At 71.6% G+C, this 13,065-nt stretch carries 13 protein-coding genes; 9 read left to right on the forward strand and 4 right to left on the reverse strand.

Features of this window, described 5'->3' with window-relative positions:
- The first annotated feature begins 52 nt into the window (after window positions 1–52).
- Window positions 53–616 carry a DUF4240 domain-containing protein gene (locus Dsi01nite_RS41090; RefSeq protein ID WP_203851819.1) on the forward strand — a complete coding sequence of 188 codons (564 nt, stop codon included), beginning with the start codon at window positions 53–55 and terminating at the stop codon, window positions 614–616.
- 439 nt (window positions 617–1,055) lie between these two features.
- Window positions 1,056–1,943: a phosphotransferase enzyme family protein gene (locus Dsi01nite_RS41095; protein WP_203851820.1), complete on the forward strand. Its 888-nt coding sequence runs from the start codon at window positions 1,056–1,058 to the stop codon at window positions 1,941–1,943.
- A gap of 36 nt (window positions 1,944–1,979) precedes the next feature.
- On the opposite strand, the gene Dsi01nite_RS41100 is transcribed toward Dsi01nite_RS41095, so the two are convergent.
- A complete protein-coding gene (locus Dsi01nite_RS41100; RefSeq protein WP_203851821.1) occupies window positions 1,980–4,715 on the reverse strand; it encodes a cellulose binding domain-containing protein in 2,736 nt (911 codons plus the stop codon).
- A gap of 113 nt (window positions 4,716–4,828) precedes the next feature.
- On the opposite strand from Dsi01nite_RS41100, the gene Dsi01nite_RS41105 reads away from it, so the two are divergent.
- Entirely contained in the window at window positions 4,829–5,893 is a 1,065-nt protein-coding gene (locus Dsi01nite_RS41105) for a hypothetical protein (RefSeq protein ID WP_203851822.1), read from the forward strand.
- Window positions 5,894–6,005: 112 nt separating this feature from the next.
- Window positions 6,006–7,580 (forward strand): DHA2 family efflux MFS transporter permease subunit, encoded by a 1,575-nt coding sequence (locus tag Dsi01nite_RS41110; RefSeq protein WP_203851823.1) that lies wholly within the window; start codon window positions 6,006–6,008, stop codon window positions 7,578–7,580.
- A 53-nt stretch (window positions 7,581–7,633) separates the two neighbouring features.
- On the opposite strand, the gene Dsi01nite_RS41115 is transcribed toward Dsi01nite_RS41110, so the two are convergent.
- Window positions 7,634–8,452, reverse strand: a complete 819-nt coding sequence (locus Dsi01nite_RS41115; protein WP_203851824.1) for an alpha/beta fold hydrolase — start codon at window positions 8,450–8,452, stop codon at window positions 7,634–7,636.
- Between the two features lie 104 nt (window positions 8,453–8,556).
- On the opposite strand from Dsi01nite_RS41115, the gene Dsi01nite_RS41120 reads away from it, so the two are divergent.
- Genes Dsi01nite_RS41120 through Dsi01nite_RS41130 form a run of 3 tightly spaced genes read left to right on the forward strand, consistent with a single transcriptional unit; the run spans window position 8,557 to window position 10,243 of the window.
- A complete protein-coding gene (locus Dsi01nite_RS41120) occupies window positions 8,557–9,087 on the forward strand; it encodes a GNAT family N-acetyltransferase (protein WP_203851825.1) in 531 nt (176 codons plus the stop codon).
- Between the two features lie 23 nt (window positions 9,088–9,110).
- Window positions 9,111–9,440: a PadR family transcriptional regulator gene (locus Dsi01nite_RS41125; RefSeq protein WP_239136547.1), complete on the forward strand. Its 330-nt coding sequence runs from the start codon at window positions 9,111–9,113 to the stop codon at window positions 9,438–9,440.
- Complete coding sequence (locus tag Dsi01nite_RS41130) at window positions 9,434–10,243, forward strand: hypothetical protein (RefSeq protein WP_203851826.1); 810 nt, start codon at window positions 9,434–9,436, stop codon at window positions 10,241–10,243. The genes Dsi01nite_RS41125 and Dsi01nite_RS41130 overlap by 7 nt, the downstream gene beginning before the upstream one ends.
- A 209-nt stretch (window positions 10,244–10,452) precedes the next feature.
- Here Dsi01nite_RS41130 and Dsi01nite_RS41135 read toward each other — a convergent pair whose 3' ends face one another.
- Window positions 10,453–11,751, reverse strand: coding sequence for a benzoate/H(+) symporter BenE family transporter (locus Dsi01nite_RS41135; RefSeq protein WP_203851827.1), 1,299 nt, complete (start codon window positions 11,749–11,751; stop codon window positions 10,453–10,455).
- A 49-nt stretch (window positions 11,752–11,800) separates the two neighbouring features.
- On the opposite strand from Dsi01nite_RS41135, the gene Dsi01nite_RS41140 reads away from it, so the two are divergent.
- On the forward strand, window positions 11,801–12,325 hold the full coding sequence (locus tag Dsi01nite_RS41140; protein ID WP_239136548.1) for a helix-turn-helix domain-containing protein: 525 nt from the start codon (window positions 11,801–11,803) through the stop codon (window positions 12,323–12,325).
- Here Dsi01nite_RS41140 and Dsi01nite_RS41145 read toward each other — a convergent pair.
- Window positions 12,322–12,516: a hypothetical protein gene (locus Dsi01nite_RS41145; RefSeq protein ID WP_203851828.1), complete on the reverse strand. Its 195-nt coding sequence runs from the start codon at window positions 12,514–12,516 to the stop codon at window positions 12,322–12,324. The two genes, Dsi01nite_RS41140 and Dsi01nite_RS41145, sit on opposite strands and share 4 nt — an antisense overlap.
- A gap of 58 nt (window positions 12,517–12,574) precedes the next feature.
- Between Dsi01nite_RS41145 and Dsi01nite_RS41150 the strand changes: the two genes are divergently transcribed.
- Window positions 12,575–13,039: a GNAT family N-acetyltransferase gene (locus Dsi01nite_RS41150; RefSeq protein ID WP_203851829.1), complete on the forward strand. Its 465-nt coding sequence runs from the start codon at window positions 12,575–12,577 to the stop codon at window positions 13,037–13,039.
- Window positions 13,040–13,065 lie beyond the last annotated feature (26 nt).

Raw genomic sequence — 13,065 nt, forward strand, 5'->3', positions numbered from 1 at the left:
CGCCACCTCAGCTGAACGTTTTCTGTCGTACCCCCGGGCTACGGTCTCGGGTGTGGAGACGCTGGAGTGGTGGGACCTGATCGAGTCGGCGCGCTCGGCCTGCGGCGAGCGTGCCGGCGACCGTGACCCGGCGGACGACCCGCTGCCGGACGCGGTCCTGGACCGGGTGGCGGCCCTGCCCCCGGAGGAGATCATCGGGTTCGCCCGGCACTTCTCCACCGTCTTCGACGCCGCATACCTGGCCCCGTTATGGGCGGCCGCCTATCTCATCGAGGGTGGCTGCGGCGACGACGGCTTCATGGACTTCCGCTCGGGGCTGATGCTGCAGGGGCGGGCCGCGTTCGACGGTGCGGTCGCGGATCCGGATTCGCTCGCGGACCTGCCGGTGGTGCGTCGCATGGCCACCACCGGCAAGGGTTGGCTCGGCTGTGAGGAGATGCTGTATCTGGCCCGCAACGCCTATGTGCGCCGGACCGGTTCGGGGGATGACTTCGACGCGGCGTTCGACGGCCCGGTGGAGCGCCCGGCACCCGCCCGCGGCGACCGCTGGGACGTCGAGGACGACTCGGAGATGCGCAGGCGGCTGCCCCGGTTGGCGGCGCTGTTCCTGACATGACGTGGGCCGGTGATCGAACGCCCGGGCCAGCATCTGGGCATCGATCCGACGCAGGGACCGCGGGTCGGCGACGAGCTCGGAGGCCGCCCGGGCCCACGGCTGCACGACCTCGATGTCCCAGACCTGGCGCACGGTGAATCCGTCGCTGGAGCGGTGTTTGCGATCTGCGCCGGGGGCGGCCGCCGGTCAGCGTCACCGCCACACCCGACCGGCGATCACGGCGGCCGGCAGCGCGAGCGGCACCCCGACGACGGACGCCGCGGCGATGGCGCCATCCGCGCGGCTACCAGCGTGGGAAGGGACACTGCCAGCGGGAACCAACCCGGACGGCACCGCAGTCATGGGGAGCGGGCCACACGGTCCGCCGCTGTGTGGGCGAATAGCTGAGGGGCATGACGACCAAAGGCACGCGAACCGCAACCGGCGGAGGCACGAACAGATGCGATGGACCCGCTCACTGGCGGCACCCGAAGGAATCGCCGCCCTCGTCGCGGCCCGCTGCGGCATCGCCGTCACCGGCTGCGAGCTGGTCCGTTCGCTGACGAACGACGTGTACCGGGTCGAGGCCGACGGCCGGGCCTATGCGTGCAAGGTGTACGCCACCGGGAGCCGGCACGTCGCGTGGGAGCAGGACCTCGCGGCGCACCTCGCCGCGGCCGGGGTCACCGCCGCCGCACCGGTGCCGCTCGACGACGGCACGCTCGTCGGCACCGTCGACGCGCCGGAAGGGGCGCGGCCGTTCACGGTCACGGTGTGGGCGGCGGGTGAGAAGCCGAGGCCGCCGTGGACCGGTGCGCTCTTCCACCGGTACGGCACCGCCCTCGCCCGGTTCCATCTGGCCACGGACGGGTTCGTCAGCGGCAAGACGGCCCGAATCGACGATCCGACGTCCACATTGGACACCGCCCTGCGCGGCATCGCCGACCCGATGGTCCACGAGATGGCGGCGGCCGCGCGGGAGCGTCTCGCAAGGGTCGCCGCGCCCGACCGAGGGGTGCGGCACGGGGACGCCAGCCTCGACAACGTCCACCTCGACGACGACGGCGGGGTCCGGTGGCACGACTTCGACCTCGCCGCCGTGGGGTGGCGGGCCGCGGACCTGACCGGGCCGTACGGCGGGGCGCACTGGCCGGCGTTCCTCGACGGGTACCGGACGCTGCGGCCCGTCGACCCGGATGCCGTCGTCGCACTGCGGGTCGTGGAGCTGGTGCGCAACATCGCCTGGCACCTGACGGCCAAGGTGGCCCTGCGTGGTTCCGAGTCGGTCGGTGAGGGGTGGGTCGAGCGGGAGCTGGCCAGCCTGCGCGACCTGCGGGACCAGCTGTAGGCGGCGGCAGCCCCGCCGCCTACAGCGCTCAGCCCGCTACGACCCGACGGCGCAGCTGGTGCCGTTGAGGGTGAAGGCGGTCGGGTTGGTGTTGGTGGTGTTGTTCCAGGAGGCGATGAAGCCGAAGTCGACGCTGCCGCCGTTGGCCCCGATCACCTTCGTGTAGTCGGCGTTGGTGACGGTGACGCCTGCGCCGGTCTGGCTGTTGACGCCGCCCCAGATCTGGCTGATGGTCTGGCCGTTGGCGTACGTCCACTTGAGGTTCCACCCGTTCACCGCGGTGGCCGACCGGTTGGTGATCTTCACCGCGCCCTGGAAGGCGCCGCCCCACTGGCCGGTGACCGAGTAGGCGACGGTGCAGGCGGCCGAGGAGGACGGCGAGACCGAGGCCGACCGCGACGGCGAGGCCGACGATGAGGCGGACCGTGAAGGCGAGGCCGAGGCCGACCGCGACGGCGACGCGGAGTACGACGTCGGCGGGGCGCCGGTGCGGTCGCCGTAGATGATGCCGCGGCCGTTGGTGCCGAGGTACACCCGGCCGTAGACGCGCGGGTCACCGGTGATCGTGTCGCCGATGTTGCCGTACTGGTGCTGGTCGTCGTTGATGCGCAGCCAGGACGCGGCGCTGTCGTCGGAGCGGTACACGCCCTTCTTCCCGTCGACCTGCGCCACGGCGAAGACCGCTACGTTCGAGCGGCCGGGCGCGCCCTTGCCGAAGCCCACCGCGTTCGCTGCCTGTACCGACGCCACCTTGGCAAACGAAACGCCACCGTCGGTGGACCGGAACAGCCCCGAGGTCCCACCCGCGAGCCAGATCTCACCGGCGACGCCGGGGACGGCCTTGAAGGTGGCGGTGGCCGGGAGTCCGGTGGCAGCCGCGGCGAACGTGGCGCCGCCGTTGGTGCTGCGGTAGAAGGTGCCGCCGGAGAAGCCGTAGAACGTGCTGGCATTCACCCGGTCGGACTCGACGACCGCGTTCTGCGGCAGGCCCGAAGCCTGGGTCCAGGTGTTGCCGAAGCCGACGGAGTACACGGGCGCGCTGTTCTTCGGCGCCCAGACGAACCTGGAGCCGTCGGCGGCGGCGGCGATCGTGCCGCCCTCGTTGATGCCGCCGGGTTCGCTGCCCTGGAACCAGTTCGCGCCGCCGTCGGTGGAGAACGCGGCGTGGCTGTCGTTGGGGCGGTCACTGTCGGCGAAGTTGCCGGCGCGGACCATGACGCTCGGGTTGAGCTCGGCGTAGTCGAGGCTGGTGGTGCTGGTGAAGTACGGCGACTGGAACATCATGGCGGGCACGGCGTCGAGGTTGGTGTGCCGGAAGCCGCCGATGTCGCCGAGGCCGGAGATGAGCGGGGCACCCGACGGCGGGCTGATGAGGTCCAGCACCGCGGTCTCCTCCAGGCCCGCGGCCATCGGTGTGATCGTGATCTGGCCGCCGGTGTCCCAGGTGGTGAGGTCGGTGCTGCCGTAGATCGTCGCGCCGGTGCCGTACATGAAGCGGTTGGAGTTGAACGGGTCGATCTCCAGGGACTCCGTCATCCAGCCGAGCTTCGGGGAGACCTCCGGCGGCTGCGGGTTGGCGCCCAGCGACAGCCACGGCGAGCGGCTGACGTCCATCTTGTACCGGAGGCTGCGGTTCGGGTAGCTGCTGAAGTCCCAGATCCGGGTCCAGGTCGCGCCGGCGTCGGTGCTGCGGAAGAAGATGACGTCCGGCCACCAGGAGATCTGGGTGGCGACCATGATGGTGTTCGGGTGCTGGCGGTCGATGGTGAGGCCGCTGTAGCCGAAGTAGTCGTCCGCGCTGCTGGACGGGATCGGGCTGATCTGGGTCCAGGCGCCGGTGGCCGTGTTGTACTTCCAGACGTCGCCCTTCGCCCCGTCGTACGGGCCGCCGGTGTCGCTGGTCGCGATGTACAGGTTGCCGCCGGCGGTGTCCAGGACGCCCTTGTGCGACAGGTACCCGGTCGGCTGCCCGGCGACGCGCTCCCAGGTGGTGCCGCCGTTGGTGGTGCGGTAGACGGTGTTCTGCTTGTCGGCCACTCCGACGTAGATGGTCTGCGTGGTATTCCCAAGCGTGCCGGTGCGCTTGTCGAACGTCACCCAGGTGACGCCCTGGTTGTCGGTGAGATAGCCGTTGACGTCGTTCGGGTCCTGCGCGTAGTTGCCCGGGTTCGGGAAGGCGGTGACCTTCGACCAGGTGACGCCGGAGTCGGTGCTGCGCCACAGCCCGTTGCCGCTCGGGGCGCCGAGGTACAGGATCGAGTTCTTGTTCGGGTCGATCGCGAGGCGCTCCCCCATGCCGCGGCCGGGCATGTTGCCGCCGAGCTTGAACGGCAGCGGGGTGCTCTGCCAGGTGGCACCCTTGTCGGAGGAGCGCAGGATCGCGCCGTTGTTCGGGTCCCAGGTGTTGGTGTACATGCCGGCGGCCACGTACACCTTGTTCGGGTCGACCTCGTCGGTGGCGAGGCTGACGACGCCGTTGTAGCCCCAGTTGTCCTGGCCGACCCAGTCCAGCAGCGGGATCCAGCGGTTCGTGGCCGGGTCCAGGCGATACGCGCCACCGATGTCCGTGCGCGCGTAGACCAGGTTCTGCTGCTTCTGGTTGAAGATGATGCCCGGCACGAAGCCGCCGCCCTCGATCTGCACGTTCTTGAGCGCGTACGGGTCCGCGGCCGCGGCCTGCGCGGGGCTGGTGGCGGTCTGCACGACGACGCCGAGCGCGACGACCGTCACCGCCCCCGCCAGCCCGGCGACGATCCTTGACTTGGTTCGCATGGGCCGCATGGTGTGAGCGCTCACTGTCCCGGGTCAACGAACGGACAGTCCCGGTCCAGGTCACGGCCCCGGCAGCCGTGAAACTCTCATGACCTCACGTAGGGTTGTGCCCCGTGAGACGGGCCCGACCGCTGATCGCTCTCGCCGCCGCGCTCGTCGTCGGCGGCTGGCTGCTGTTCTCCCCCACGTCCCGGGATGTCCCGCCGACCGTCGCGCCGTCCGGTGCCGGCACCGTGACGGCGACCCTGACGCCCGGGGTCGTGCCCGCGCGGCTGGCCGACGGCGCGATCTACACGCCGCTGCTGTACCTGGACACCGGCACCTCCGTCGGCACGGCCCCGTCGGCGGACGGCACCGCGGAGCGGCTCCTGCTGCGCGGCGCCGGCGCCCCGCGCGAGCTGCGCAGCGTGCCGAAGGACCGGTTCCCGCAGTGGCTGGGCCTCACCGCCGCCGACGGCGTCCTGTACTGGGCGGAGTCCTCGGCGACCGCGGCCGGGCCGTACGAGACACGGCTGTGGCGCGCACCGGTCGCCCCGGCCGCGGGCCCGCCGGTCGCACTGACCGCCGACACGGGCGGGATCGTGTTCTTCGAGTCCCAGTACGACCTCGTCGTCGCGGAGGACCGGCTGCACTGGGTCGCCGCGACCCCCGACGACGCACCCAAGACCGAGGTGCGCTCGATCGCGCTCACCGGCGGCGCGGTGGCCAAGGACGTCATCGACGGCCGGTACCGATGGAGCGCCTGGCCCTGGCTCCTCAGCGTCGACCCGGGCGCGGCGACGCTGCTGAACCGGGCCGACGGGCAGCGGCGACCCGTGCCGGCGACCGCGGCGGAGACGCTGCTGTGCACCCCGGAATGGTGCCGCGCCATCGCGGAGACCGGGAGCGGGCGTAATCTGGTCGACGTCATGCACGCCGACGGCAGCGACCGGCGGCGCCTGCCGGGTGACGTCAACACCATCGGCGTCGACGTCGGCCTGCTGGACCGGTTCGAGTTGCTGACGAGCGTGGAGGGCGAGTCGCTGCGGCTGCTCGCGTATGACCTGCCGACCGGCCGGACGATCGTCCTCGCGGGTGACGTCAGCGTGGTCACGACCCGCGGCGGCCTGGTCTGGTGGTCCACCGGCAACCCGGAACCGACCGACTGGCACGTGCTGGATCTGCACCAGTTGGCGTAGCCCTAACCCCTGTCAACAGCCGTAATCGAACGTGTGCTCGAATTGTAACCGGCCTGCGTAGGCTGGTTCCCGGCTTCGAAACGGGCCGGTGAGCTCGACCAGGAGGGTTTCAGTGACGAATCCAACGGCCGCGGCGTCGAATAAGATCGACGCCGCGGTGCTGAAGATCGCGGGGGTCGTGGTCCTCGGCGCGATCATGTCGATTCTCGACATCACCGTCGTCAGCGTGGCGCTGCCGACGTTCCAGTCCGAGTTCAAGACGTCGTACGCGACCGTCGCCTGGACGATGACCGGCTACACCCTGGCGCTCGCCACCGTCATCCCGCTCACCGGGTGGGCCGCGGACCGGTTCGGCACCAAGCGGCTCTACATGGTGGCGCTCGCGCTCTTCACCATCGGCTCCGGCCTGTGCGCCACCGCCGACTCCATCGGTCAGCTCATCGGCTGGCGGGTCGTGCAGGGTCTCGGCGGCGGCATGCTCATGCCGCTGGGCATGACGATGATGACCCGGGCCGCCGGCCCGGAGCGCATCGGCCGGCTCATGGCGATCCTCGGCATCCCGATGCTGCTCGGCCCGATCACCGGCCCGATCCTCGGCGGCTGGCTCATCGACGAGTACTCCTGGCACTGGATCTTCCTCATCAACCTGCCGATCGGCGCGATCGCGCTGGTCTACGCGGCGATGGCACTGCCGAAGGACGACCCGAAGCCGTCGGAGTCCTTCGACTTCCTCGGCATGCTCATGCTGTCGCCGGGTCTGGCGCTGTTCCTGTTCGGCGTGTCGTCGCTGCCCGGCGAGGGCACGTTCAGCGCGACCAAGGTCTGGCTGCCGATGCTCATCGGCGGGCTGCTGGTCATCGGCTTCGTGTTCTACTCGTTCGTGCCGAAGCACCCGCTGCTGGACCTGCGGCTGTTCCGCAACCGCAAGCTGACGATCGCGACGATCACGCTGTTCGTGTTCATCATCGCGTTCATGGGCGCCGGGCTGCTGTTCCCGAGCTACTTCCTGCAGGTCGGCGGCGAGTCCACGCTGCACGCCGGGCTGCTGATGGCCCCGCAGGGCATCGGCGCGATGCTGACCATGCCGATCGCCGGCATGCTCGCCGACAAGGTGCCGGTCGGCCGGACGGTGCCGTTCGCGATGGCGCTCATCGCCGTCGGCTTCTTCACCTTCACGCAGGTCACCGCCGACACGTCGTACTGGCTGCTGTGCGGCTCGCTGTTCGTCATGGGCCTCGGCATGGGCGGCACGATGATGCCGATCATGACCTCGGCGCTGAAGACGCTCAGCCACGCCGAGGTCGCCCGCGGCTCCACGCTCGTCAACATCCTCCAGCAGATCGGTGGCTCCGTGGGCGCCGCCGTCATGTCGGTGATCCTGACCAGCAACCTCAACGAGTCGGACCTGGCGCCGATTCCGAGTCCCGTGGACGGCAAGCCCATCACCGAGGCGGGTCTGGCGATCCTGGCCCAGCACGTTCCCGGACTGCCGGAGAAGCTGCCGCCGGGGCTGTTCGACAAGGGCCTGGCGTTTGTGGCGGACTCGTTCGCCGCGACGTTCTGGGTCGGTTTCGCGCTGGTCCTGGCGACGTTCATCCCGATCGCGTTCCTGCCGCGCAAGAAGGAGGCGACGCCGATCGGCGACGACGCCCCCGCCGGCGCCGCGACCCCGGTGATCGTGCACTGATCGCTGCACACGAAAAGGCCGCTCCCGGCGTCGGGGGCGGCCTTTTCGCTGGTTCAGACGGTCTTCAGCGACCCGGCGAAGAAGTCGGCGAACGGCCGCACGAACCCCGCGCGGGCGATGTTCGCCGCGTTGTGCGACGACCTCGGGACGCGCAGGGCCCGGCCGTGTGCCGTGACGTCCGCGATCGCCCGGCAGTTCTCCATGAAGTACCCCGGACTGCGGGCGCCTGCGGCCAGCAGTAGCTCGGCGGTGATGCCGGCGTAGTCGGAGGGCGGCCCGCCGTGCGCATGGATGCGGCGGACCTCGGGCGGGATCGTGGGCATCAGGTCCACGAACCTGCGCCCGATCGGGGTCCGCAGGAACAGCCGGGTGACGCCCAGCGCCATCCCGAACGGCAGCTTCGCGCCGATGTCGTCGGGATACGTCGTGCGGGCCATCACGGTCATCGCGCGGGCGTGGTCACCGGCGGCGACGAGCCGTTCGAACTCGTCGATGAACTCCAGTTCGCGGCGGCCGTCGATCCTGAGGGCCGGGTCGTAGACGGCGACGCGCCGCACCGCCGGCAGGCTCAGGGCCGCCCGCAGTGCCACGAACCCGCCGCCGCTGTGCCCGAAGACGCTCCGCGCCCCGGTGTGCTCCAGGACCGCGCCGAGGTCGGCCAGGTCGGTCTCGACGGTCTCGGTGCCGGTCAGCGGCGCCGTGTCCGGGCGGCCGCGGCGGTTGTACAGGTGCACCGTGAACCGGTCCGACAACGCCTTGGCCAGCCGCTGGTAGTCCCGCACCGCGACCCCGCCGCCGTGCAGGATCACGATGCCCGGGCCGGTGCCCGTGGAATACACCGGAATGCCGGTGTGCGTGGATGTGACCCGCATCAGCCCTCCCCATTTTATGCGAACACTGTTTGCAGTTTATGGCGCCGGCCGCCGGTTTGCCAAATGGGCTGCGTCGATCGATGGACGGCGAATAGCCTGCTGCGGTGACGACCGGACACCTCGTGCGACTGCGACCGATCGAACCGGACGAGTGGGAAACGCTGTGGCGGTGGAACAACGACCGCGACGTGATGCGGTGGATGTTCGACGGCTACCGCCAGACACTCGCCCGTTACGTCGCCCGTGGCGAGGAGCGGGGACCGAACACCTACGGGGACGTGCTCTTCGGCATCCAGACCCTGGCGGAGCCCCGGCTGGTCGGGCTGGTCCGGCTCAGCGGCGCCAACCCCGAGATCGGGCGGGCCGAGCTGGACATCTACCTCGGCGAGAAGGACAGCTGGGGGCACGGTTACGCCACCGAGGCCACCCGCCTGATGTGCCGCTACGGCTTCGAGGAGATGCGGCTGCACTCGGTCTACCTGTGGGTGGTGACCGAGAACGTCGCGGCCCGCCGGGTCTACGACAAGGTCGGCTTCCGTGAGGACGGACGACACCGCGAGTGCTTCCGCCGCGACGGAGAGTGGTACGACATGTACCTGATGAGCCTCCTCGCCAGCGACCCTATGCAGAACTAGGAATAGCTGTATAGAGTACCGGCATGGGTGCGCTGCGCATGACGACGCCGCGGCTGCTCGTGCTCAGGGCGTTGCTGGCCGACCCCGGACGCGAGCGCTACGGCCTCGACCTCGCCACGGAGGCCGGGCTCGAACCCGGCACGATCTATCCGATCCTCGTCGCGTTCGAGGGCGCCGGCTGGCTGTCCAGCCGCGAGGAGGAGATCGACGTGCACGCCGCCGGCCGTCCCCGCCGGCGCTACTACCTGCTGACCGCAGAGGGCGCCACCGCGGCCCGGTCCGCCCTGGCCCGCCGCCGCGCCGCTTCGCCGGCACCTTCGCCGGGCCCGGACACGGGTCGGCTCGCATGGTGACCGGGGCCGCCCCGGCCGCCCTCACCGGCGGGCTGCGGCTCGTTCTCGCGGCGCTCACGCTGCTGCTGCCCCGCGGCTTCCGCGACCGGCAGCGCGCCGAGTGGACCGCCGACCTCATGACCATGACCACCGGCCGCTGGCGCTATCTCTTCGGCGCCGCCCGCACCCTCCCCGCACTGCGCGCCGCCGCCCGGCGGGCCGGCCTCTCCCGCGGCCCGACCGCCGTCGCGCACACCACCGGCGCGCTGCGGGCACCCGCCCGCGTCCTGCTCTTCGGCCTCGGCTGGCCCGTGCTGTCCTGGGTCCTGCTCGTGCCGCTGTCCTACTTCCTGTTCGACATCCCGGGCCGCATCGCCCGCAGCGGCGGCGGCCCCGTCGACCCGAAGAGCCTCTGGCCCGACGACGGCGTGCTGTTCTGGGTGCTGCTGCCCCTGATGCTGACCCTGTGGTTCGGCACCTATGTGGCCCTCGCGGGCGGCTGGCTGCTCGCCGCGACGATCGGCCTCGCGGGCGCCGTCGTCGGGTTCGGCGGCCGCCGGATCTGGTTCGCGGTCGCGGGCCTGGGGCTGGCGGCGGTCGCGCTGCTGGCCGTCACGGTCGCCGGCTTCCCGATGTTCAATGCCGATCCCGGCTATGGCGCCGCCCTGCTCGGCACGATCGCCGTCGGGCTCGGCCTGTTCGGGCGCAGCCTCGGCCGGTGGCAGCGGGGCTGGCTCGTGGTTGTCGGGCTCGCCGCGGTCGCGGTGCTGGCCGCGCACCACACCGCGCTCGGCGCCGACATGCACGCGTGGTTCCGGGACTGATCCCCGGCTCGCCGTGCGCGCCGAACATGCCGGCGTGCACGGCCTCCTGGATCACCGCGGGCGCGGCCGTGCCCACGTCGGGCATGCCCTCGCCGGAGATGTGGTCCATGGCGCCGCCGTCGGACGAGATCAAAGGACCGCGTCACCCCCTTGTCCCGACGGCACCCTGTGATCCACGCCGCCACCGTCGGACGAGATCAAGGACCGCGTCACCCCTTTGTCCCGACGGCACCCTCCGGCCGCCGCTCACCTGCTCCACCGACTGCTTGCCCCGGTTCCGGGGCCATGCCGGCAGTGTTCTCACCGGCGGGTGCCGCCACCGGATCCGGCCCGGCCGGCGGAGGCGAAGGGGTCGCACGGCGGCGGTGCAGCAGCAGGGCGGTCAACCCACCCGCCACCAGCCCCCAGAACGCCGACCCGATGTTCAGGATCGTCATCCCCGAGGCCGTCACCACGAACGTCACCACCGCCGCCTCGCGCCCCGACGGCTCGGTGACCGCGCTCGCCAGCGACGCGCCCAGCGCCGACAGCAGCGCCAGCCCCGCGACCGCGACGACGAGGACCGGCGGCGAGAGCAGCACGAGCGCCATCGCCAGCCCCGCGCCCAGGCCGAGGGTGAGCTGCCCGAAGCCGAGCGCCACCGTGGCCACCCACCGCCGGCGCGGGTCGGGGTGGGTGTCGGGGCCGGCGGTGAGCGCGGCGGTGATGGCCGCCAGGTTCAGGGCGTGACCGCCGAAGGGAGCCGCGAGAGCGCTCGCCACGCCGGTGGTGACCAGGACGCCGCGCAGGGGCGGGGTGTAGCCGTAGGTGGCCATGACGGCCATGCCGGGGACGTTCTGCGCGGCCATGGTGACGAGGAAGAGCGGCACGGCGATGCTGACCAGCGCCGGCAGGTTGAACGTCGGCACGGTGAACACGGCGGACGGCGCCACGGAGACGCCGGTGAGGTGCACGCCGCGGACCAGGATCGCCACGACCGCGGCGAGCAGCGCGCCCGGGACGGCCCACTGCCGGGCGAAGCGGGTGAGCAGCGCCCAGGTGAGCACCACCGGGACGGCGAGCTCGGGCACGCTGACGACGGCGCGGACCGGGGCGGTGCACAGGCTGAGGATGACGCCGGCGAGCATGGCGCCGGCGATGGGGCGGGGGATCGCGGCGATCGCCCGGGCGAGCCACGGCGACAGGCCGGCGACGACGATGAGCGCGGCGGAGACGAGGAACGCGCCGACAGCGGCGGGCCAGCCGCCGTGCACGTGGCCGGTGGCGACGAGCAGCGCCGCGCCGGGGGTCGACCAGGCGATGCTGATCGGCATCCGGTGCCGCACGGAGAGGAACACGGCCGTCGCGCAGATGCCGGTGCACAGCGCGAGCAGCCCGGAGGCGGCCTGCGCCGGGGTGGCGCCGACGGCGCGGAGGCCGGCGAGCACGACGGTGAACGAGCTGGCATAGCCGACGACCGCGCTGACGAGCCCGGCCAGGATCGGTGGGGCCGTGTCGAACCGTCGCATCAGACCCCTCCAGGGACCGTTCCGTTTACGGAACAGTCACCATAGCCAGGTGGAGGAGCGCGGGACAAGTCTTGGCGACCGGCTGCGGGAGTTGCGGGCCGCGCGCGGGATGTCGCTGTCGGAGCTGGCGCGGGCGGCCGGGATCGGCAAGGCCACGCTGTCGGGACTCGAGCACGGCACCAGGAACCCGACGCTCGAGACGTTGTACGCCGTGGCGGGTGCGCTGGGGGTACCGCTGACAGCGCTGGTCCGGGAGCAGCACGGCGAACCGGTGCGTGGCACGGCGGTCACCGCGAAGCTGCTGGAGGTGTTCGACGAGCCGGGGGTGACGTTCGAGCTGCTGCGCATGTGGGTGCGGCCGGGCGTGGTGCAGCACTCACCGCAGCACGCGCCCGGCGTGACCGAGCACGTCACGGTGTCGGAGGGGGTCCTGCGGGCCGGCCCGACCGACGCACCGCTGATCGCCGGCCCGGGTGAGCACATCGCGTGGGCGGCCGACGTGCCGCACGTCTACGGCACCGTCGGCCCGGACGAGGTCGTGGCCACCCTGCTGATCCGGACGCCCCGGACCTAGTCGACCGTGGTCTCCTCGGTGTCCTCGTCCTCTTCGTGGCTGTGCCCGGTGAGGCCGTCCACGACCGCGTCGATGGGCTGCCCGATGTAGTCGAAGTCCGGCACCGCGATCCGCTCAGCCTCGTCACGGATGGTGTCGGTGTCCACGGTGTCGTCGACCCGCGGCACGCCGTTGTTGTCGATGTTGGCCATACAGCACAGGTTTCCGGGCGGGGCGGCGGTCAAACCCGCCGTGTGGCACGGTCACTGGATGAAGAGCCGGATGGAGATCCGCCGCGCGCGCCGGTCCGACGTCGAGACGCTGATCGCGATCCATCAGCAGGCCCGCCGCACGTACTACGGCGACCTGGCGACCCGCGACGACACGGAGGAGTTGCGCGAGGCGTACACGGTCAGCGTCGACGCCCCGGATCGCACGGTGCTGTGCGTCGACGGCGACGCGCGGGTGGCGGGATTCTTGTCGATGAAGGACGACCAGCTCATCGGCCTGTACGTGGACCCGGCACACTGGCAGCACGGCATCGGTGGCGCGCTGCACGACGCCGGGGTCGACGTCTGGAGGGCCGCCGGGGTCACCGGGGGTCGGCTGGAGGTGTGGGACGGCAACGAGCGGGCCAAGGCGTTCTACCTGCGGCGCGGCTGGGAGTCCTCCGGCGAGCGCCGCCCGGGCCCTCTCGACCGCGACTTCGTGTATCTGCGGCTGCGGATGTCGTAGTACTTCAGGCCGATCTGGGACCGGTC

The organism is Dactylosporangium siamense, from assembly GCF_016862795.1.
GTDB classification, from domain to species: Bacteria; Actinomycetota; Actinomycetes; order Mycobacteriales; family Micromonosporaceae; genus Dactylosporangium; species Dactylosporangium siamense.